At 72.8% G+C, this 20,683-nt stretch carries 16 protein-coding genes; 8 read left to right on the forward strand and 8 right to left on the reverse strand.

Annotated elements, in window-relative coordinates; all coding sequences use genetic code 11:
• Position 1 precedes the first annotated feature (1 nt).
• Entirely contained in the window at positions 2–1,126 is a 1,125-nt protein-coding gene (locus OG472_RS39110) for an alpha/beta hydrolase-fold protein (protein ID WP_405833876.1), read from the reverse strand.
• Between the two features lie 93 nt (positions 1,127–1,219).
• On the opposite strand from OG472_RS39110, the gene OG472_RS39115 reads away from it, so the two are divergent.
• The 5 genes from OG472_RS39115 to OG472_RS39135 all read left to right on the forward strand — a co-directional run bounded on the left by OG472_RS39115 (position 1,220) and on the right by OG472_RS39135 (position 7,295).
• Positions 1,220–1,432, forward strand: coding sequence for an MbtH family protein (locus OG472_RS39115; RefSeq protein ID WP_383577775.1), 213 nt, complete (start codon positions 1,220–1,222; stop codon positions 1,430–1,432).
• Between the two features lie 38 nt (positions 1,433–1,470).
• A complete protein-coding gene (locus tag OG472_RS39120) occupies positions 1,471–3,039 on the forward strand; it encodes an amidohydrolase (protein WP_401610509.1) in 1,569 nt (522 codons plus the stop codon).
• A gap of 381 nt (positions 3,040–3,420) precedes the next feature.
• Positions 3,421–4,833, forward strand: coding sequence for a family 2B encapsulin nanocompartment shell protein (locus tag OG472_RS39125; RefSeq protein ID WP_383577773.1), 1,413 nt, complete (start codon positions 3,421–3,423; stop codon positions 4,831–4,833).
• 219 nt (positions 4,834–5,052) lie between these two features.
• The gene (locus OG472_RS39130) at positions 5,053–6,384 is read left to right on the forward strand and encodes a family 2 encapsulin nanocompartment cargo protein terpene cyclase (RefSeq protein ID WP_405942780.1); all 1,332 of its coding nucleotides are present in this window, start codon (positions 5,053–5,055) and stop codon (positions 6,382–6,384) included.
• A 2-nt stretch (positions 6,385–6,386) separates the two neighbouring features.
• Positions 6,387–7,295: a geranyl diphosphate 2-C-methyltransferase gene (locus tag OG472_RS39135; protein ID WP_401610513.1), complete on the forward strand. Its 909-nt coding sequence runs from the start codon at positions 6,387–6,389 to the stop codon at positions 7,293–7,295.
• A gap of 103 nt (positions 7,296–7,398) precedes the next feature.
• Here the strand turns inward: OG472_RS39135 and OG472_RS39140 are convergent, their stop codons facing one another.
• Positions 7,399–9,012, reverse strand: coding sequence for an FAD-binding oxidoreductase (locus OG472_RS39140; protein WP_405942781.1), 1,614 nt, complete (start codon positions 9,010–9,012; stop codon positions 7,399–7,401).
• A 64-nt stretch (positions 9,013–9,076) separates the two neighbouring features.
• Between OG472_RS39140 and OG472_RS39145 the strand changes: the two genes are divergently transcribed.
• The gene (locus OG472_RS39145) at positions 9,077–9,724 is read left to right on the forward strand and encodes a TetR/AcrR family transcriptional regulator (protein ID WP_401610515.1); all 648 of its coding nucleotides are present in this window, start codon (positions 9,077–9,079) and stop codon (positions 9,722–9,724) included.
• Here the strand turns inward: OG472_RS39145 and OG472_RS39150 are convergent.
• Positions 9,693–10,160, reverse strand: coding sequence for a MarR family transcriptional regulator (locus OG472_RS39150; RefSeq protein ID WP_362242837.1), 468 nt, complete (start codon positions 10,158–10,160; stop codon positions 9,693–9,695). The genes OG472_RS39145 and OG472_RS39150 overlap by 32 nt on opposite strands.
• 89 nt (positions 10,161–10,249) lie before the next feature.
• Between OG472_RS39150 and OG472_RS39155 the strand changes: the two genes are divergently transcribed.
• A complete protein-coding gene (locus tag OG472_RS39155; protein ID WP_405942782.1) occupies positions 10,250–11,116 on the forward strand; it encodes an SDR family NAD(P)-dependent oxidoreductase in 867 nt (288 codons plus the stop codon).
• Between the two features lie 817 nt (positions 11,117–11,933).
• A complete protein-coding gene (locus tag OG472_RS39160; RefSeq protein WP_401610519.1) occupies positions 11,934–12,668 on the forward strand; it encodes an NPP1 family protein in 735 nt (244 codons plus the stop codon).
• 24 nt (positions 12,669–12,692) lie between these two features.
• Here the strand turns inward: OG472_RS39160 and OG472_RS39165 are convergent, their stop codons facing one another.
• The 5 genes from OG472_RS39165 to OG472_RS39185 all read right to left on the reverse strand — a co-directional run bounded on the left by OG472_RS39165 (position 12,693) and on the right by OG472_RS39185 (position 20,501).
• On the reverse strand, positions 12,693–13,829 hold the full coding sequence (locus tag OG472_RS39165) for a substrate-binding domain-containing protein (RefSeq protein ID WP_405942783.1): 1,137 nt from the start codon (positions 13,827–13,829) through the stop codon (positions 12,693–12,695).
• Positions 13,830–13,863: 34 nt separating this feature from the next.
• Positions 13,864–14,925: an ABC transporter permease gene (locus tag OG472_RS39170; RefSeq protein WP_405833890.1), complete on the reverse strand. Its 1,062-nt coding sequence runs from the start codon at positions 14,923–14,925 to the stop codon at positions 13,864–13,866.
• Entirely contained in the window at positions 14,922–16,475 is a 1,554-nt protein-coding gene (locus OG472_RS39175; protein WP_401610522.1) for a sugar ABC transporter ATP-binding protein, read from the reverse strand. The genes OG472_RS39170 and OG472_RS39175 overlap by 4 nt, the downstream gene beginning before the upstream one ends.
• A 127-nt stretch (positions 16,476–16,602) precedes the next feature.
• On the reverse strand, positions 16,603–19,389 hold the full coding sequence (locus tag OG472_RS39180) for a SpoIIE family protein phosphatase (RefSeq protein WP_405942784.1): 2,787 nt from the start codon (positions 19,387–19,389) through the stop codon (positions 16,603–16,605).
• Between the two features lie 140 nt (positions 19,390–19,529).
• A complete protein-coding gene (locus OG472_RS39185; protein WP_405833894.1) occupies positions 19,530–20,501 on the reverse strand; it encodes a cyclase family protein in 972 nt (323 codons plus the stop codon).
• Positions 20,502–20,683 lie beyond the last annotated feature (182 nt).

The following is a 20,683-nucleotide window of genomic DNA, read 5'->3' on the forward strand; positions in this document are numbered from 1 at the left end:
CCTAGCGAACGGCCCAGGCGACATCCCTGAGCAGGGCGTGGCGCCAGCCCGCCCGGTCGTGGCCGGAGGCCGAGCGGGACACCCGCACGGTCGCACCGGCCCGTTCGGTCAGGGTCTCGACCAGCTCGCAGTGGGGCAGCATCCGCCCTTCGTGTTCCCCCACGTCGAAGGCGATCCGCAGACCGGACAGGTCGGGGCTCTCCCGCAGGCGTGCGGCGAGGGCCCCGCCGACCGGGCCGCCCAGGGGGTCCGCCCGGTCCGGGGCACCGGGCGTCCACCAGAACGACGGCGACTGACAGGTGACCCGGGACACCATCTCCGGGAACTCCAGCGCCGCGTACAGCGCGCTCAGCCCGCCGAGGCTCTGTCCGGCGACCACCAGCCGGTCCGGGTCCGCGGGCAGGCCGGTCTCCGCCACCAGCGGCAGCAGTTCGTCCCGGACCCCCTCCCACAGCTCGGGCCTGCACCCGAACTCGGCCTCCCGGTCCCGGACCGGCAGGAAGACGAGGGTCACGGGGGGCATCTCGCCACTGGCGACGGCCGAGTCGAAGGCGGTCACGGCCGGGTGCAGGTACAGCCAGTCGTCCCCGTCGAGCAGCAGGACCACCGGACCGCCACCGCCCGCCGCGTGGACCCGTACGGTGCGCCGGCCGCCGAGCCGATCGCCGGCCCAGCGGACCCGGGTGCGCGGGAGGGGCAGTACGTCGTCACCGCCGGGGTCGACGAGGGGCCAGTGCGGCTGGGCGGGAGCGTCGGGGGTCGCGGCGATGGACCGGTCACCGCCCGCACCGGCCGGGTTGAACGGGTCGGCGTGCGCCGAGCCGTCGAGGAGGAACCAGTAGGTCACGCGCAGCCGCGCGGGCATCGGGACCTCGGCGTACCAGCAGTCCGAGCCGGCCCACCGGCGCAGGGGCACCGGTTCCGACCAGCTCTCGAACCCGATGCTCGCCGGAGCGCCGCGCCACAGGAACAGGGTCACCCAACTCCCGTCGTCGGCACGGACGGACGCGGGTGCGCCGACGGCCGCCCAGAATGCCTCGGTACCGGGTTCGCCCGGCAGTCCGTACGCGGCGAAGGAGTGGTCCGTACCGGCCCCGCGGCCGGAGACGGGATCGGTCAGGCGCATGCTGATCTCCTTGTGAGCGGCAAGGGGAAAGACTAAGCTCTTCCGAATTAGGCGAGCCTAACCTAATCATGACGTTCCCGGGAGGTACCGACCGTGAGCACCAACCCCTTCGACGACCCCGAAGGCCGCTTCCTCGTGCTGGTGAACCACGAGGGCCAGCACTCGCTGTGGCCGGCCTTCGCCGAGGTGCCCGGCGGGTGGACGACCGTCTTCGACGAGAACACCCGGGGGGCGTGCCTGGACTTCATCGAGGCCAACTGGACCGACCTGCGCCCCCGTTCCCTCGCGCAGTCGATGGACGCCTGACCCGCTCCGGACGACACCACAGGGGAACGACACCGCCCATGCTGTGCACCAAGCTCATCAACGCCCGCTTCCTCACCATGGACCCGGACCGTCCGGTCGCCCGCGAACTGGGCATCTGGCACGGCCGGATCGTCGGGCTGGACGAAGCCGTGGCCTCCCTGCCTGCGCGCGAGGTGATCGACCTTCAGGGGGCCACCGTGCTCCCGGGGTTCATCGACGCGCACGTGCACCTGCCCTGGACCGGCTTCACGCAGAACACCCCGAGCATCGCGGGCTGCACGCGGATCGACGAAGCGCTCGCCGTCGTGGCCGAAGCCGTCGCCCGGAAGAACTCGCCAGGATCCTGGGTGAGCATCGTCGGCTACGACCAGCGGGCGCTGGGGCGCCACCTGACGGCCGCCGAACTGGACACGGTCAGCCAGGGGCACAAGCTGTACCTGCTGCACGACTCCGGACACGGCTGCGTCGTCAACACCGCCGTCCTCGAACTGCTCGCCGCGGACGTCCCGCACGAGAACGGCTTCCTCGCCGAGGGTGCGATGGGCGCCGCCCGCGCGCTGCGACTGCCGTACTCCCAGGAGGAGGTGGCCGAGTCCATCGGGCGGGCCGCCCGCACCTGCCTGGCCGAGGGCATCACCGCCTGCGCCGAGGCGGGCATCGGCGGGGCCCTCTTCGGCCACACCCCGGTCGAGCTGGGCGCCTACCAACTCGCCCGGGAGAAGGGCCTGCTGCCGCTGAGGGTCCAGCTGATGGTCTCCGCCGACCGGCTGCGGCCGGTCGGCGCGCACGAGGCCGACGGCATTCCCAAGGCCCTCGACCTCGGCCTGCGCACCGGCTTCGGCGACGACTGGCTCTCCGTGGGCGCCCTGAAGATCTTCACCGACGGCGGCATGATGGCCCGTACCGCCGCCCTCAGCGCCCCGTACGAAGGGCTGGACCACGGCGGCCAGTTGCAGGACGACCCCGAGGTGCTCGCGCAGTCGATCGTGGACGGCCACCTCGCCGGCTGGCAGCTCGCCGTGCACGCCATCGGCGACCGCGCGGCCGACGTGGCCCTGGACGCCCTGGAACGGGCCCAGCGGCTGCATCCCCGCCCGGGCGCCCGGCACCGCATCGAGCACGCCGGCCTGATCCGCCCCGACCAGCTCCCGCGCATCGCGCGACTGGGCGTCAGCGCCGTCGTCCAGCCCGGCTTCCTGCACTCCTTCGGCGACGACTACGCGACGATCATGGGCGCGGAGCGGGCGCCCTGGCTGTACCGGGGCAGGGGGTTCCTCGACCACGGCATCACCCTGGTCGGCAGCTCCGACCGGCCGGTGACGGACGGGTCCCCGCTGCGGGCCATCCAGTTCATGGTCGAGCGCGCCTCCGCATCCGGCCGGCTGATCGGCCCGGACGAGGGCATCACCGTGGACGAGGCCCTGCACGCCTACACCGTCGCCGGCGCCTACGCCTGCCATTGGGAGGACAGCGCGGGCAGCCTCACCCCGGGCAAGCGCGCCGACCTGGTCGTGCTCGGCGACGACCCGCGGCGCGTCGACGTCCCGCGCATCGGCGACATCGAGGTGGTGGCCACGTACGTGGACGGGCGCGAGAGCGGAAAGTAGCCGACGGCGTGAAGGCCCGCCGCGCCCCCACGGGCGCGGCGGGCCTCGCCATGTGGCCCGGCGGCACGTTGGCCGGATTCGCCTCCGGTGGGACGCGGACCGCGCCCGGGGGCCCACGTCATGCGCGGGAGGGTCGTCGGCCTCGGCGCGACGGCGGTCTGGATCAGGCCGAATACCACCGGTCGCCTGGGCAAACGTACTGCGGCTCAAGATCACTGCATCGAGGTAATGAGGACGGCGTGTCAGGGCCCGTCGGCCGTACCCGCCGTTAGTGTTCCCCGGGATCTGGACGGATTCCTGAATATTCACCCTCTTTTTCCCTCTTTCACCGGTGACGTGCACACATGCCGATCACCGCCCTTACGAAGGAGAGCTCGACCGATGACTGTTGACACGAGCCCGGAAACGCAGCTGGAACCCACCCAGCAGTCCAGCCTGAGTACCGCCGCCGCCCGCAACCTTGCCAGCACGACCAAGTCCGCCCCGCAGATGCAGGAGATCACCTCCCGGTGGCTGCTGCGCATGCTCCCCTGGGTGGAGACCAAGGGCGGCACCTACCGGGTGAACCGCCGGCTCAGCTACACCGTCGGCGACGGGCGCATCGAGTTCATCCAGGACGGCGGCGACGTCCGGGTGATCCCCCGCGAGCTCGGCGAACTCGCCCTGCTGCGCGGTTTCGAGGACGAGGAGGTGCTGGCCGCGCTCGCCGGCCGGTGCGTCCAGCGCGACTTCCGGGCCGGTGAGGTGCTGGTCGAGCGCGGGACCCCCGCCGACCAGATCCACCTGATCGCCCACGGCCGGATCAGCCAGACCTCCGTCGGGAAGTACGGTGACGCGGTCGCCGTCGCCGTTCTCGCCGACGGCGAGCAGTTCGGCGAGAACGCCCTGCTGGACGCCGACGCCGCCTGGGACTACACCGCCACCGCCGAGACGCCCGGCACCCTGCTCACCCTGTCCCGCGCCGAGTTCGCCGCCGTGCTGTCCGCGGCTCCGAGCCTCCAGGCCCACGTCCAGCGGTTCAGCTCGCTTCCGCACCAGCGGCAGAACAAGCACGGCGAGGCCGAGATCGCCATGTCGGCCGGCCACACGGGCGAGGCCGAACTGCCCGGTGCCTTCGTCGACTACGAGCTCAAGCCCCGCGAGTACGAGCTCTCCATCGCGCAGACCGTCCTGCGGATCCACACCAGGGTGGCCGACCTCTACAACGGGCCGCACAACCAGACCGAGGAGCAGCTCAGGCTCACCATCGAGGCGCTGCGCGAGCGCCAGGAGCACGAGCTGATCAACAACCGGGAGTTCGGCCTGCTCCACAACGCCGCCTTCAAGCAGCGGATCCAGACCCACTCCGGCCCGCCCACCCCGGACGACCTCGACGAGCTGCTCTGCCGCCGCCGTGGCTCCAAGTTCTTCCTGGCCCACCCCAGGGCGATCGCGGCGATCGGGCGCGAGTTCAACTCCCGCGGCCTCTACCCGGACCACGTCGACGTGGGCGGACAGCAGGTCCCGGCCTGGCGCGGGGTCCCGATCCTGCCGTGCAACAAGATCCCCATCAGCAAGGAGAACACCAGCTCCGTCCTCGTCATGCGAACCGGCGAGGACAACCAGGGCGTCATCGGCCTGCGCCAGACCGGCCTGCCGGAGGAGTACGAGCCCGGCCTGTCGGTGCGTTTCATGGGCATCGACGAGAAGTCGATCATCTCCTACCTGGTCACGGCCTACTACTCCGCCGCGATCCTGGTGCCCGACGCGCTCGGCGTGCTGGAAAACGTGCAGATCGCCCGCAGGCGCGACTAGCGCCGACCCGACCGGGGACAGCCGGTGGTCCGCGGCCGGGCCCGGGCCCTCCGCCACCTGCCGACCTGTGCCCTCCGGTCCTGATCCACCGGACACCCGTCGGCGGACACCCGTCGTCGGCCCGCCCGACGGGCACGACGGCCCGGCCCGCACCGTCCCAGGCCGGCCGCGCATGCCCGGGATCCGGGACAGCCCACCCACCCCAGCAAGGAGCCACGGATGCCCGAGCCCGGGCCTTCCCCCCTGCAGTCGAGCCTGCCTGCCGCTGCGGCCCGTTTCGGGGCCCACGTCTTCGCCGGCGCCCTGGCCTCCGGTATCGAGGCCGCCGACGCCCTGTCCACCGTGCCCGCGGAAGCACCCGTAGGAGTGCCCGCGGCAGTGCCCTCGGCGGGGCCCGTCGGCGTACCCGTGTCCGGGGACGCGCCCGCTGCCGCCGTGCGGCAGGCCGGCCCCGCCCTGGAGCGGATCCTGCGCGGACCCAGCGGGCTGGGCACGGCGAGCCTGCACCTGGCCGCCCGGGCCGAGGTGCCGCCGGCGGCGCCGGCGGCTCCGGCCCCCGAGGAGCCGGTACCGGGCCGTCCGATCCCCGGCCTCTACCACCACCCGATCCAGGAGCCCGATCCCGCGCGGGTGGCGGAGGTCAGCCGCAGGATCAAGGACTGGGCGGTGGACGAGGTCGACCTGTACCCCGACGACTGGGAGGGCGAGTTCGACGGCTTCTCCGTCGGGCGTTACATGGTGGCCTGCCATCCGGACGCCCCCACCGTCGAGCACCTGATGCTGGCCACCCGCCTGATGGTCGCCGAGAACGCCGTCGACGACTGCTACTGCGAGGACCACGGCGGTTCGCCCATCGGCCTCGGCGGACGCCTCCTGATGGCGCACACCGCCCTCGACCCCCTCCACACGACGAAGGAGTACCAGCCGGAGTGGGCGCAGTCGCTCCACTCGGACGCGCCCCGGCGCGCCTACCGCTCCGCCATGGAGTACTTCCTGCAGATGGCCAGCCCCTCCCAGGCCGACCGGTTCCGGCACGACATGGCCCGTCTGCACATGGGGTACCTCGCCGAGGCGGCCTGGGCGCAGACGGACCACGTCCCCGAGGTGTGGGAGTACCTGGCGATGCGCCAGTTCAACAACTTCCGCCCCTGCCCGACCATCACCGACTCCGTCGGCGGCTACGAACTGCCCGCGGACCTCCATGCTCCGGCCGCCATGCAGCGGGTCATCGCACTCGCGGGCAACGCCACCACGATCGTCAACGACCTCTACTCCTACACCAAGGAACAAGCCAGCCCCGGCCGGCACCTGAACCTGCCCGTGGTGATCGCCGAACGCGAGGACATGTCCGAGCAGGAGGCCTACCTGAAGGCGGTCGGGGTCCACAACGACCTCATGCACGAGTTCGAAGCCGAATCCGCCGCCCTGGCGGCCGCCTGCCCCGTCCCGAGCGTGCTGCGCTTCCTGAGAGGCGTGGCCGTGTGGGTCGACGGCAACCACTACTGGCACCAGACCAACACCTATCGCTACAGCCTGCCCGACTTCTGGTAAGGATGGATTTATTCGTGACCAGCACCGATTTCACCACCGCCGCCGCCACTTCTGCCGACCCGGCCGTGATCATCCCCTCCCCGGCGACGCCCTACCAGGGGGACATCGCCCGTTACTGGAACAACGAGGCCCGGCCCGTCAACCTGCGCCTCGGCGACGTCGACGGCCTTTACCACCACCACTACGGCATCGGCGACGTCGACCACGCCGCCCTCGGCGACGCCCGCGACAGCGAGTACGAGAAGAAGCTGGTCGCCGAACTCCACCGGCTGGAGTCGGCGCAGGCCGAGGTCCTCCTGAACCACCTCGGCCCCATCGGGCGCGAGGACACCCTCGTGGACGCCGGCTGCGGCCGCGGCGGCTCGATGGTCATGGCCCACCAGCGCTTCGGATGCAAGGTCGAGGGCGTCACGCTGTCGGCCAAGCAGGCCGACTTCGCCAACCAGCGCGCCCGCGAGCTCGGTATCGACGACCACGTCCGCGCCCGCGTCTGCAACATGCTCAGCACGCCCTTCGAGACCGGGCAGGCCGCGGCCTCGTGGAACAACGAGTCGAGCATGTACGTCGACCTGCACGACCTCTTCGCCGAGCACTCCCGGGTCCTGGAGGTCGGCGGCCGCTACGTGACCATCACCGGCTGCTGGAACCCACGGTACGGCCAGCCCTCGAAGTGGGTGTCCCAGATCAACATGCACTTCGAGTGCAACATCCACTCCCGCCGCGAGTACCTGCGCGCCATGGCCGACAACCGTCTCGTACCGCAGGCCGTCATCGACCTGACCCCCGAGACGCTGCCCTACTGGGAGCTGCGGGCCACGTCCTCGCTGGTCACCGGCATCGAGGAGGCGTTCATCGAGTCCTACAAGGACGGCTCCTTCCAGTACGTGCTGATCGCCGCCGACCGCGTCTGAACCGACCCCGTCCGGTCGACCGCGTCCGGCCGACCACCGGCCCGGGTGGGGCCCGGATCCGCCCCCCGGCGGACCCGGCACCACCCGCCGCCCTCCGGACCGGTCAGTCCACGAGCACGCCGGGGTTGAGGATGCCCCGCGGGTCGAGCGCCCCCTTCGCCGCCCGCAGGGCGAGGGCGAAGGGCTCGGGGCGCTGGCGGTCGTAGTCCGGCCGGTGGTCCCGGCCGACGGCGTGGTGGTGGGTGATGGTGGCCCGGTGGCGGTGCAGGACCTCGCCCGCCACGGCCTTGAGGTCGTCCCACAGCGCAACCTCGTCGCCGGCCCGGCCGGCGGCGAGGACGGTGAAGTACGGGGCCGCGCCGTCCGGATACACGTGCGTCAGACGGCAGTTGACGGTGGCGGGGTGTCCGGTGGCCTTGAGCGCCGCCGCGCCGACCTCGGTGCGCACCGCCTCGATCAGGCCGGGGATCCGGTCCCACGTGGCGGCCGTTTCGAAGGTCTCCGCCACGGCGCCCATCCTGGCCAGGCCGTCGCGCAGGTAGGGCATCCGCAGGAAGGCCGAACGCCAGGCGCTCACGGCCGCGTCACCGGAGGCACCGGCGGCCGGGTCACCGCCCCCGTTCGCCGCCTCGTGCCGGCCGCCGTGCGAGCGGGCCAGGGCGACGGCCCGTTCGAGCCGGGCGGTCACCGGTTCGTCCGCCGACTCGAACCCCAGCACCAGCACGGCGCAGCCGTCCCGTGCCGCGCCCGACAGTGCGGCCTCACCGGCGTCCAGCAGACGGCAGTTGGCGGGGGAGAGGTCGGACTGCGCGAGCGCCCGCACCGCCCGGAGCGCGTCGTGGAAGTCGGCGAAGGCGACCGAGGCGGACGCCTTGTGGCGGGGACGCTCCTGCACCCGGACCCATGCCTCGGTGATGATGCCGAGGGCCCCCTCGGAACCCAGGAACAGGCGGTCGGGGGAGGGGCCGGCCCCGGAGGCGGGCAGCCGCCACGAGTCGCTGGTGCCGGCCGGGGTGACGACGCGCAGCGCCTGCACGAAGTCGTCGATGTGCGTGCGGCCGGTGGCGTAGTGGCCGCCGGCGCGGGTGGCGAGCCAGCCGCCGAGGGTGGAGAACTCGAAGCTCTGCGGGAAGTGCCGCAGGGTGAGGCCGTGCGGCCGGAGCTGGTCCTCCAGGCTCGGCCCGAGGGTGCCGGCCTGGATGCGGGCGGACCGGCCCTCGGTGTCCACCTCCAGGACGCGGTCCATGGCGCTCAGGTCCAGGGACAGCACCGCCCGGTGGGCGTCGCCGCGGTACTCCACGCCCCCGGTGACCGAGGAGCCCCCGCCGTACGGGACGACGGCGATCCGCCGCTCACCGGCCCAGTCGAGCAGGTCGGCCACGTTCCGGTCGTCCAGTGGGCGGGCGACGAGGTCGGGGATGCGGCCGGGCCGCCCGCGCAGGGCGCGCATCACGTCGCGGTACGCCTTGCCCATGGCGTGGGCGGCGCGGTCCGCGGGATCGGCGCTGACCAGGTGGGCGAGGCTGCCCGGGGGCTCCACGGCGGGGGCCCCGATGTCCAGGTCGCCGACCCGGGGAACGGGGAGCGGGCGGGCCAGGGTGCCGGGGAGGAGGGCGCCCATCGCGGCGCATTCGGCGTCGTCGGGATGGGAGTCGGCCCACCCCCACCCCCACCAGGAGCGGGTACGGGACGTCGGCTGCGCGGTGGTGCCGGTCATGGGGGCACTCCAGGGGTCGAGGTAATTTACCTAGCGGTAAATTACCTACTGATAATATCTGCTCATGGCAACCCCTTCAGCTCCTCCGTCCAAGGCCGGCACCAAAGGAGTCCCGCGGGAGCACCGCCGTCGGCAGATGCTCGAGGCCGCGACGGAGGAGTTCGGAACGCGCGGCTACGCGGCCGCGTCCCTCCCCGCGATCGCCGCGCGGGTGGGCGTCACCAAGACGCTGCTGCACCAGTACTTCGGGACCAAGGAGGAGCTGTACGTCGCCTGCCTGGTCCCCGTCGGTGACCGGCTGCTGGACGCGATCCGCACGGCGATGGGCCCCGACGGGACCGCGCCGGACACGGCGCTGCGCGTGCTGCACGGGATCTTCGCCGCCCTGGAGGGGCGGCGGGAGGCGTGGTTCGTGCTGTACGACACCACGCTGCCGCCCGGCGGCGAGGCCGCCCGACGGGCTTCGGAATACTGGGCGGCCGTCGACGGGCTCGCCGCCGGCGGCACCGCCGACCTGCTGCGCGCGGCCGGATCCACCGACCCGCTGGACGCCGACGCGCTCAAGTACGTCTGGCGGGACCTGGTCGCCACCCTCGTCCGCTGGTGGGTCAAGCACCCGGAGCAGTCCCCGGAGGCCATGACCGGGCGCTGCGCCCGCCTCTTCGCGGCGGCCGCCACCCTCAGTCCTGAAGGCGGCCCTTCTCGGCCTTGAGCTTGCGCCACACGGTCCCCAGCGCCTCGATGTCCCGCTCGTCGAGGAGCTCGGTGAAGACCGGGGCCAGGGCTTCGCGCCGGGTGGCGTCGGCCTCGGCGAAGAGCGTGCGTCCCGCCTCCGTGAGGGAGACCTCCACCGACCGGGCGTCGCGCGCCGAGGGCGTGCGGGTGACCAGGCCCCGGGTCTGGAGGGCGTCCACGACCCGGGAGACCTGGCTGCGGCTGAGCAGCGTGCTGTTGCCGAGGACGGAGGCGGGCACGGGCTCGGGGCTGGAAGCCAGCCACAGCATGACCTCGAACCAGGACACGGGCAGGTCGTGGGCCTTCACGAGGGCCCGGTCGACGCGGTCGGTCAGCGTGGTGCCGGCCCAGACCAGCCCGTAGAAGGCGTGGTCGGCCGCCGGCATCTCGGCTTCGGTGAGCTTCTTCGGCATGTCGGCAGTCTAGAGGTTGCGTGCGCACGCACATAACTTTATGGTGTGTGTGCACGCACATAAATCACGTTCCGTGAAAGGTGACCGCCATGTCGACCCGCCCTGCCACCCCCGAGGCCTCCCTCCGTACCGTCCTGATCACCGGCACCTCCTCCGGTATCGGCCTGGCGGCCGCCGTCGCCGCCGCCCGGGCCGGCTGGCGCACCGTCGCCACGCTGCGTGACGTCAGCAAGGCCGACGCCCTGCGCAAGGCGGCCGCCGAGGCGGGCGTCGAGCTCGACATCCGCCGGCTCGACGTCGTGGACGAGGCCTCCGTCGCCGCCGCCGTGGACGGCGTGATCGCCGACTACGGCCGCCTGGACGCGGTCGTGAACAACGCGGGAGCCGGACACGTCGGCACCCTCGAACTCGAAACCGTCGCCGACGTCCGCGAGGTCATGGAGGTCAACTTCTTCGGCGTGCTGAACGTCTCCAAGGCCGCCCTGCCGCACCTGAGGGCCACCGGTGGCCGCCTGATCACGGTCACCAGCGTCGGCGGCGTCATCGGGCAGCCCTTCAACGAGGCCTACTGCGCCGCGAAGTTCGCCGTGGAGGGGTACATGGAGAGCCTCGCCCCCGTCGCGGGCGCCGTCGGCGTGAGCGTGTCCGTCATCGAGCCGGGTGCCGTGGCCACGGAATTCGTCAACAACATCGGGCTCGACATCGAAGGCCGGATCGCCGCGGCCGGCCCGTACGCCGACGCGCTGCGCCACTACGTCGAGCGCACGGTCGGCCAGTTCCTGGACGGCGCCCAGACCCCGGCCGGCGCGGCCGAGTCCGTGATGGAGGCGCTGACCGTCGAGCGGCCCGCGTTCCGCATCCAGACCTCGCAGTGGGCCCGCGATTTCACCGGCAACAAGCTGGCGGACCAGGACGGCTCGGCGGTCGTCGGCATGACCGGCACCTGGGTCGCCTGACCGGCGGGGACCGGGCCGGGGCGCCCGATCTGTGCTCCGGCCGGAACCGGGTCATCATGGCTGGAGGCCGGCCGGCCCTCCGTGCGGGGGTGCGGCCGAGCGAGCCGGGAGGTGACTCGTACGCATGGACGAATCACGCAGGGCCTGGATGATGATCGGCGTCGTCGTCGCCGTCATCTTCCTGAACCTCGTCGCCATCGTCCTGATGAACATCGTCGGGCGATGACCGTTCCCACCGGAGGCCGGCGGTGGCGCCGAAGCCCCTGAGCCGGCCGATGGCCTCCTCGGCGTAGGAGCCGGCGGAACAGCGCCTGCGCCGGCAGGGGCGAGGCGGGCCGCCTCGCAGTCGACCGCGCGGGCCGGGCCATGCCCGGCCCGCGCGGTCGACTGCGAGCATTTCCGGCCACGCGGTGCGCGCGCGAAGAGCACCCGGCTCCTCCCCGGGCGCGGCCGGGACCGGCGGTCCGGCGGTCCGGCGAACACCCCTTCCCTGTCCCCGCACTTCGCCGGCAGGCCGTATCCACCGGCGTAGGCAAGCTCCTGCCCTCCGGCCCGTGGTCCCCCTCCTCCACCGGGACGTACCGGACCGGCCTGTTCCCATTTCCTGACATCCACTCACATCGCTTGGTGCGAGCGGCTGTCCGGATCGGCGCAGGGCCGGAAAGAGGGGCTGTTCGGACCCTTGCCGTGCCGACCGCGGTTCGCGAATGATGCTCCGGGCGTGTCGGCCGATGGCGGCCGCGATCCGCCCGCGCCCGTCGAGCCGACCGGTCAGGAGCCCGTTTTGCGGACGAACCGTCACATCCGGAGATCAACCGTGGTCGTCGGGGCAGCCCTCGCGCTGGTCGTCGGCATCCCCCAGGTGGCCTTCGCCGCCCCGCCCCCGGCCCTGCCCGGCCAGGCCGAGGCGATCGAGCGGACCTTCCAGCCCGCCTACGACTACGACACCGACGGCTGTTACCCGACCCCCGCCATAGGCCCGAGCGGGGAACTGAACGGCGGACTCAAACCCACCGGCGCCCTCAACGGCAGCTGCCGGGACGCCTCGGACCTCCAGAACACCAACGGCTACTCCCGCTGGAAGTGCAACAACGGCTGGTGTGCCGTGGTCTACGCGCTGTACTTCGAGAAGGACCAGGCCCTCGCCGGTGTCTCCCTCGGCGGTCACCGCCACGACTGGGAACACGTGGTGGTGTGGATCCAGAACAACGAGGCCAAGTACGTCGCGACCTCCGCCCACGGCGACTTCAACATCCACACCCGCGACCAGATCCGCTGGGACGGCACCCACCCCAAGATCGTCTACCACAAGGACGGGGTGGGCACGCACTGCTTCCGCGCGGCCAACACCAACGACGAGCCGCCCGAGAACCACCGCGGCACCTGGCAGTTCCCCGCGCTCGTCGGATGGTCGGGCTACCCCGCGACCCTGCGGGACAAGCTCAGCCAGGCCGATTTCGGCAGCGCGCACTTCGGCCTGAAGGACGACTCCTTCGCCTCCCACCTCGCGGAGGCCAAACCGGCGGGCATCCCCTTCGACCCGTACCAGTAGCCGGCCGGCGGCAGGGGGAGCGCGTCACCTGCCCCAGATTTTCCGGTACCCCTCGCGGTAACCGGACGGATCCCAGGACGTGGCGCCCTCGCTGTTGCCGGCCGTCGCGATGTGTACGGGGGCCACGTAGCCGCTGGCGGGCCGGCCGGCGAAGGCGCGGTTGAACTCGTCGACGATCTGCCAGCCCTGCAGGGACAGCGGCTCGGGGACGGTGGCGGCCTGGAACTGCCTGCTGTTGATCCGCTGGAAGGCGGACGGGTCGCCGTCGCCCGCGCCGATGTTGAAGGGCGGTCCGGACCCCGGCTTGCCGGCCGCGCGCAGGGCCGGGGCCGCGTCCGCGAAGTAGAGGTCGTTGATGGCGACGGAGTGGGTCCAGTCGCCCTGGAAGCGGGAGAGGAGGGAGGAGACCGCCTGGGGGGTGCGGCTGGCGGCGTCCGGGATGGGGATGTTCTCGCGGGCCAGGAGCCGTACGCCGGAACAGGTGGCCAGCTCCTGCCGGATCAGGTCGGACTTGTTCTTGGCGAAGGGGATCGAGTCGTCGGTGAAGAGGACGACCCCTGCATCGCCGCGGGACCCGGCGATGATCCAGTCCGCGCTGATCCGCGCCACGTCCTCCACCTTCGTCGTGACGTTGGTGAAGAGCCTGGGGTGCTGGCTCGGGCCGGGCGAGCCGACGGCGTGCCAGCCGATGACCGGGATGTGCGCGGCCTCGGCCCGGGCCATCTGCTGCGAGGTCAGCTGGGGGTCGAAGCCGCCGATGACGATGCCCGAGGGCTTGAGGGTGATGGCCTGGCTGAGCGCCGCCTGGATGCCGGCGGGGGTGCCGTCCCCGTCGATCACCCGGACCTTCCAGCCCATGGCCTTCCCGGCCTCCTCGATGCCCTTCGCCACGCCCGCGACACCGGGGTTGGTCATGGTCTGCGCGACGTAGACGAGGGTCTTGTCGGCGGCAGCCGGGGGGCCGCCGGTGGGGCCGTGCCAGGCGGCGTCGGTGTTCTCGGCCTGCCGGACGGCGGCCTCGGCCTTCGCGAGGACGGCGGGGCACCCGGCCTTCGACGGCCCGGCGCCGGTCGACGGGCCGCTCCCGCAGCCGGCGACGAGGGCCGAGGCCGCCGTCAGCAGTGCTGCGGCCGTGAGGGTGGTCTTGCGGTTCGGGTGCACGGTGCTCCTGGTGCGGGTGCGCGTACGAGGTCTGCTACGGATGGCTGTCCTGCGGTGGTGCGGCCGGAGGCTGTGCGGGGGACCGGCGGGTCGCCGCGGTGTCGGTGCGCAGCCTGCGGCGGGCGGAGTAGCCGGCCAGGCCGACGGCGATGAGCAGGGTGGCGCCGTTGAACAGCGGCGTGGCCCAGAACTGGGCGCCGAGCTGGCCGATTCCGGCGAGGCCGATGGCGAGGACGGCGACGGCCACGACGGTGCCGAGGACGTTGGCGCGGCCGGGCTTGATCGTGGTGGCACCGAGCAGGGCGCCGACGAAGGCGGGCAGCAGGTACTCCAGGCCGACGCTCGGGTTGCCCGTCTGCTGCTGGGCGGCGAGGAGGACCCCGGCGAAGCCGACGACCAGGCCCGATCCGGTGAAGGCGTAGACGGAGTACCGGTGGGTGGGGATGCCGATGATGCCGGCGGCGCGCGGGTTGGAGCCGATGACGTACAGGTACCGGCCGAGCGGCAGCCGCTCCAGGACCACCCAGAGGCCGGCGGTGAGGGCGAGCACGTAGAAGGCCGGCAGCGGCAGGCCGAGGAACCGGGAGTCGTAGAGGCCGGTGAAATCGGCGGGGAGGCCGTTCGGCCCCGGGACGATCCGGCCGCCGTCGGTGATCCAGCCGGTGAAGGCGTACATGATGCTGCCGGTGCCGAGCGTGGCGATGAAGGAGTCGATCTGCCCGAACTCGACGATGACGCCGTTGAGCGCGCCGACCGCAGCCCCTCCGAGCACCACGACGAGGCAGGCGGCGGGCCAGGGCCAGCCCTCGTTGACGATGAGCTGCATCACCAGCACGTGCGCCAGGCCGAGACCGTACCCGATGGACAGATCGAACTTGCCCGCGGCGATCGGGATCGTCGCGCCGAGCGCCAGGAGGGCGGGGATGGACTGGTTGGAGAGGATCGAGGACACGTTGTCCCGGGTGGGGAAGGTGCCCGGCAGGGTGAGGGAGAAGACGAGGAACAGCAGGACGGCGAGGGCCAGGAGACCATAGCTGCCGACGAGGTGCCCGCGGAGGTGGCCCAGCAGGGATCGGCGCGAGGGGGAGTGGGTCATCGGCTCGTCGCGGTCCCGGTGATCGGGGGCATGGCCGACGCGGTCCGGGTGAGTTCGGTGACGGTGAGGGCCGCACCGGTCAGTTCGGCGCTCACGGTCCCGCGGACGAAGACCAGCGCACGGTGGCACACGCCCGCGACCTCCTCGAAATCGGTGGAGATGAGCAGGACCGCCAGGCCCGAGGACAGTGCGTCGTCGAGCAGCCGGTGGATCACGGCCTTGGCGCCGACGTCCACACTGGCGGTCGGCTCTTCGAGGACGAGCAGGCGCAGGTTCCCGCGGAGCCACCGGCCGACCATGACCTTCTGCTGGTTGCCGCCGGACAGGGTGGCGATCGGCACCTCGCTGTCGCGCGGGTGCACCGAGAAGCGGTCGATCAGGGCGGTGGCCTCGGCGCGCTCGCGGCGGGGGCCGGTCCACCGCAGCGCCGGGACACCGGCCGCCCGGGGGTTCGCCAGGAAGTTCTCCCGTACGGTCAGTTCGGCGGCGCAGCCCTCCTCCTGACGGTTGCCCGCCACGAAGCCGACGCCGGAGGCGAGCGCGGCGGAGACCCTGCGCGGGCGGTACGGCCGGCCGTCGAGCAGCGCCCGCCCGCCGAGGATCGGCCGGGCGCCGGCGAGGGCGCGCCCCAGGTCCATGTGGCCGGCGCCGGTCAGGCCCACCATGCCGAGGATCTCGCCGGCCTGCAGGTCCAGGCTGACCGGTCCGGCGTACGCGGTCCGCACGCGGTCGAGGCGCAGGAGGGGCGGCCCGGTGGTGGCGCGGGGCGCGGCCGGCGCATGGGCGGCCGGTTCGTGGCCCACGATGGCGCGCACCAGCCGGGCGGGGCCGAAACCGGCGAGGGAGCCGCGTTCGACCACGTGACCGTCGCGCAGGACGGCGAAGGTGTCGGCGACCTTGTACACCTCGTCGAGCCGGTGGCTGACGTAGAGGATGCCGTGTCCCCGGTCGCGCAGGGCGTGCAGGACGTCGAACAGCCGGGCGCAGTCCGCGGCGGGGAGGGTGGCGGTCGGCTCGTCGAGCACGATGAGGTCGGCCTCGGTCGCCAGGGCGCGGGCGATGGCGACCAGCGAGCGCTCGGCGGGGGCAAGGTCGGCGATGCGGGCGTCGGCGTCCAGGTGCCCGGCGACGATCCGCAGGGCCTCGTCGCAGCGCTCGCGGGTGCGCCGCCAGGAGATCAGTCCGCGCCGGCGCGGGTAGCCGGTGCCCAGGGCCACGTTCTCGGCCACCGTCATCCACGCGACGAGACCGAGGTCCTGGTGGATGAAGGACATGGTGCGGGCCGCGGCGTGCGAGCCGAGCGGGTGGCCGGCCACCGTCACCTCGCCCTCGTCGGCGCGGTGGACCCCGGCGAGCACCTTGATGAGGGTGGACTTCCCGGCGCCGTTGGGACCGAGGAGGGCGAGGACGCTGCCCCGGTGGATGTCGAGGTCGACCCCGGCCAGCGCCACCGTGCCGCCGAACCGCTTGCCGAGACCGCGCATGCGGACGAGGGGTCCGCCACCGAGGGGCGGAGGAGGGCTCATCGAGGTGTCGGGAGCGTCATGCACAGACTTCTCCGGGGGTCGGCCTCCGAGTTCTTCCCGACTGCATGGGGATTCTATGCCGATCTGCCCGTATATCTACAGCATTGAACTCGCCGGGACGTGCCGTCGTGGGCCGTCGTGGGCGGGGCCGTCACGCCGCGGTCAGGGCGCACTCGGCCCAGATGACCTTGCCCTCGGTGGTGTACCGGGTACCCCAGGCCTGGGAGAGCTGGGCGACGAGGAACAGGCCGCGGCCGCCCTCGTCGGTGCTGGCGGCGTGGCGCATGCGCGGGGCGGTGCTGCTCGCGTCGTGCACCTCGCAGATCAGGGTGCGGTCGTGGATGAGGCGCACCCGGATGGGCGCGGTGCCGTAGCGGACGGCGTTCGTGACCAGCTCGCTGAGCAGCAGTTCCGTGGCGAACGCCGACTCGTCCAGGCCCCAACGGCTCAACTGGCTCACGGCGGCGGCGCGGACGTCGCCCACCAGGGCCGGGTCGGCGGGCAGCTCCCAGGAGGCGATCCGGTCGGGGGGCACGGCATGGGTGCGGGCGACCAGGAGGGCGATGTCGTCACCGGGGTGCTCGGGGGCGACGGCGTCGAGCACCGCCTGGCAGGTCTCCTCGGGGGTGCGGTCCGGGTGGGCCAGCGCGCGGGTGAGCTGGCCGAGGGCCACATCGATGTCGCGATGGCGGTCTTCGACGAGTCCGTCGGTGTAGAGGACCAGCTGGCTGTGTTCGGGGAGCTGCATCTCCACCGACTCGAAGGGGAGCCCGCCGAGGCCGAGCGGGGGTCCGGCGGGCAGGTCGAGGAGGGTCACGGCGCCGTCCGGGTGGACCAGCGCGGGCGGAGGGTGGCCGGCGCGGGCCATGGTGCACCGCCGCAAGGTGGGGTCGTAGACGGCGTACAGGACGGTGGCGCCGACGATGCCGCTGCCGAGGGCCGGATTGTCTCCGCCCTCCTCCCGGTCGAGGCGCACCATCAGGTTGTCGAGGTGGGTGAGGAGTTCGTCGGGGGCGAGCTCCAGTTCGGCGAAGTTGCGGGCTGCGGTGCGCAGCCGGCCCATGGTGGCGGCGGCGTGCAGTCCGTGGCCGACGACGTCCCCGACGAGGAGGGCGACGCGGGTGCCGGAGAGGGGGATGACGTCGAACCAGTCGCCGCCGACTCCGTGCTCGGCGGGCAGGTACCGGTGGGCGACCTCGACGGCGTCCTGGTCGGGGGTGCCGCGCGGGAGCAGGCTGCGCTGGAGGGCCAGGGCCAGGGTGTGTTCGCGGGTGTAGCGGCGGGCGTTGTCGATGCAGAGGGCGGCGCGGGCGGCGAGCTCCTGGGCCAGCCAGCGGTCGTCGTCCCCGAAGGGGGCCGGGTCCTGCGAACGGTAGAAGCTCGCGATGCCCAGCAGGACGCCGCGGGCGTAGAGGGGGACGGTGATGAGCGAGTGGATGTTGTGCGCGAGGAGCAGCTCGGCGTGCTCGGGGTCCTGGGCGATCCAGCCGAAGGCGGCCTTGAGATCGGGTTCCAGCACGGGCTGACCGGTGGTCAGGCAGCGCATGTGGGGCGTGGTCGGGCGGAGGGTGACCTGCTCGCCCACCGGGTAGAAGGGGCAGTCCTCGCGGATCCCGTGGACCACCGTCCGGTGCATCTCGGCGGTGGGGTGGGCGGACTCCTCACCGCGCAGGACGCCCTCGGGCATGTCGATGGTGACGAAGTCGGCCAGCCGCGGCACCGCTGTCTCGGCGAGTTCCCACGCGGTGCGGCCCACGTCCAGGGTGGTGCCGATGCGGTTGCTGGCCTCGGCCAGCAGCTCCAGGCGGCGCCGCGCGGCGACGGCGTACTTGCCCACCTCGGGCTCGCCCACCAGCACCAGCCCCCGGACCGTGCCGCCGGAGGAGTCCTCGGTGGCGGGTGCGCCGGAAGTGCCGGGTGCGCCGCCGGATGTGCCGGGCGTGCGGGCGGCCCTCGTGGCCGTAAGGGGCGCGGCGCGGGAAAGAGGACCGGGAGGCGGGCCGGTGGGGGCGGGGGCGTGGTGCTCGTCCTCGTCGGGGAGGAGGGCCTCGATGACGATGCCCTCCACCCCCGAGGGGCTCGTCACGGGACGGCTCACGAGGGTGACCCACCGGTCGCGGGACAGGGGCACCTCGGCCGCCGCCCACTGGGCCGAGGACATCAGCTCCGTGGCCTTTTCCTTGAGCGTCATCTGATCGCTCTGCTCCAGCTCGCTCTGGAGCAGCTCGGCCATGCCGAGCGCGTGGCCGTTCCCGGAGTGGTCGTCCGCCCCGGTCCGGCTCGCGGCGTCGAGGTAGGCCTGCAGCAGGCCGCGCTCGCGCGCCGAACTCTGCTCCATCAGCCGTCTCTCGATGGCCTCGGCCGCCTTGCGCACCACGGGGACCAGGGCCGGGTCCGCGTCGGTGTAGGGATAGCCGAGGCACAGGACGCCCTCGATGTGCCCGCTGAGCTGGTCGCGCAGGGGGATCGCCGTACAGGCGCTCGACTGGGACCGCTCGGCGAAGTGCTCGGCGCCGAAGACCTGGCAGAGCCGCCGTTCCGCGAGGGTGAGACCGATGCCGTTCGTCCCGGCGAACTGCTCGGCGAAGACGAAGCCCGGAACGGTCTGGATCGGGGAGAGGCGCTTGACCATGGACTTCTCGCCGAAACGGCGTTCGAGTACGGTGCCGTACCCGTCGGCGAGGCTGATGTTCATCTGGCTGCCCGCGAAGACCGACTCCAGCCGGTCGAGCACGGGCCGTGCGGCGCGGATGAGCCGGCCGTCCGGGTCGAAGTCCGGCGTGAACGGAAGCTCGGACTGGTCGGGCGAGATCCCCAGCAGCTGGCTGCGCTGCCACGAGTGCAGGATCGGCCCCCTCACGCTCCCCTCGACCGACTCGCCGTGCAGGAATCGGTCACGGGGACGCACGGGCCCGATGCGGTCTCCCACCACCCCCATGTGCACCACTTCCCTCGGCCTTCAGCCCTCGGTCCATGCAGCAATGCCCTGAATCATCAGATTTGAGTATATTCCTCAGATTTTTGGGATGAGCAGGGGAGACGAGGGAGTGCACGCAGCCGGAGCGGTGGGCCCCGCCCTCACAGGACCGCGACCGGATTGACGGGCGAACCCGTCCCGCCCGGCACGTTCAGCGGCGCCACGACGAGCATGAACGCGTAACGGCCTGCCTCGGCGCAGGCGGCGGAGAGGGGTTCCAGATCGAGGTTGTCCAGCAGCGGCACCCCCATCGCGGTCACGGCGAGGGTGTGCACGGGGGAGTGCAGCCCCTCGACCGGCGAGGGCCGTACGTCGCTGTCCCCGTCGCCCCCGAGCAGGGCGATGCCGCGCTCGGCCAGCAGCGGCAGGGCGTCCACGTGCCAGCCCGCGCTCGCCCCGCCGGGGTCCCACGGGCCGGATTCCCGGCGGCGGCGGAAGGCGCCGGAGCGCAGCAGCACGGCGTCGCCGTCCCCGATCGTCACCCCGAGCGCCTCCTCGGCGGCGACGAGGTCCCGCGCGTGCACCGCGCGCCCGGGATCGAGCCAGGGGACCCCGAGGACGGCGGGCAGGTCGATCAGCACACCCCTGGTCACCAGCGGGCCGAGCGCCGACACCGCGCCGAAGCGGGCACCCGCCGCATCGATGCACTCGCGCGCCGCCCGGCCGTCGTACAGGTGCCCCCGGTAGGCGACGTGTGACAGCGCGTCGAGGTGGCTGACGCCCTTGCCGTGGTAGTCCACGGCCAGAAAGTCCTTGTAGACGGAGGGCTCCGGAGCCTCCACGTCGCCGAGGTCGGACATGTAGTGCAGGGCCGGCTTCGCGTTGTCCGGACCGGGCCGGGTGTCCCAGGGCCGGGCCGTCGGGACGACCGTCCCGGTCCGGACCAGGGCGGCGGCCCGCCGCACGTGGTCCGCCGTCACCCGGTTCCAGGCGCCGCGGTCGGCCGCGGCCCACCGGCCCCACGTGCGGACCCGGGCGAAGAGCGCGTCGAACTCCTGGCGGGAGACGGCGGGCCCGTTGCCGGGGGCGGCGGCCGGCGGGGGGCCGGGGACGTCAGCGGGGTCGTGGCTCATGTGCGCATCAGCGCTCCAGGGTCCGTGGGGTCCGTAGGGTTCTCGCGATCTCGCGATCTCGCGATCTCGCGGTCTCGCGGTCTCGCGGTCTCGCGGTCTCGCGGTCTCGCGGTTCTCGCCCCAGGATTCCCTCCCGTGCCCCGTACGCGAGCGGGCGCGCGGGCCGACTCCCCGTCCCGTCG

The organism is Streptomyces sp. NBC_00207, from assembly GCF_045160965.1.
Taxonomy (GTDB): domain Bacteria; phylum Actinomycetota; class Actinomycetes; order Streptomycetales; family Streptomycetaceae; genus Streptomyces.

Excerpts from the sequence above, each read along its gene's own strand:
- OG472_RS39110 (WP_405833876.1), bottom strand. The coding sequence starts at position 1,126 with ATGCGCCTGACCGATCCCGTCTCCGGCCGCGGGGCCGGTACGGACCAC.
- OG472_RS39120 (WP_401610509.1), top strand. The coding sequence starts at position 1,471 with ATGCTGTGCACCAAGCTCATCAACGCCCGCTTCCTCACCATGGACCCG.
- OG472_RS39125 (WP_383577773.1), top strand. The coding sequence starts at position 3,421 with ATGACTGTTGACACGAGCCCGGAAACGCAGCTGGAACCCACCCAGCAG.
- OG472_RS39130 (WP_405942780.1), top strand. The coding sequence starts at position 5,053 with ATGCCCGAGCCCGGGCCTTCCCCCCTGCAGTCGAGCCTGCCTGCCGCT.
- OG472_RS39135 (WP_401610513.1), top strand. The coding sequence starts at position 6,387 with ATGGATTTATTCGTGACCAGCACCGATTTCACCACCGCCGCCGCCACT.
- OG472_RS39140 (WP_405942781.1), bottom strand. The coding sequence starts at position 9,012 with ATGACCGGCACCACCGCGCAGCCGACGTCCCGTACCCGCTCCTGGTGG.
- OG472_RS39145 (WP_401610515.1), top strand. The coding sequence starts at position 9,077 with ATGGCAACCCCTTCAGCTCCTCCGTCCAAGGCCGGCACCAAAGGAGTC.
- OG472_RS39150 (WP_362242837.1), bottom strand. The coding sequence starts at position 10,160 with ATGCCGAAGAAGCTCACCGAAGCCGAGATGCCGGCGGCCGACCACGCC.
- OG472_RS39155 (WP_405942782.1), top strand. The coding sequence starts at position 10,250 with ATGTCGACCCGCCCTGCCACCCCCGAGGCCTCCCTCCGTACCGTCCTG.
- OG472_RS39170 (WP_405833890.1), bottom strand. The coding sequence starts at position 14,925 with ATGACCCACTCCCCCTCGCGCCGATCCCTGCTGGGCCACCTCCGCGGG.
- OG472_RS39180 (WP_405942784.1), bottom strand. The coding sequence starts at position 19,389 with ATGGGGGTGGTGGGAGACCGCATCGGGCCCGTGCGTCCCCGTGACCGA.
- OG472_RS39185 (WP_405833894.1), bottom strand. The coding sequence starts at position 20,501 with ATGAGCCACGACCCCGCTGACGTCCCCGGCCCCCCGCCGGCCGCCGCC.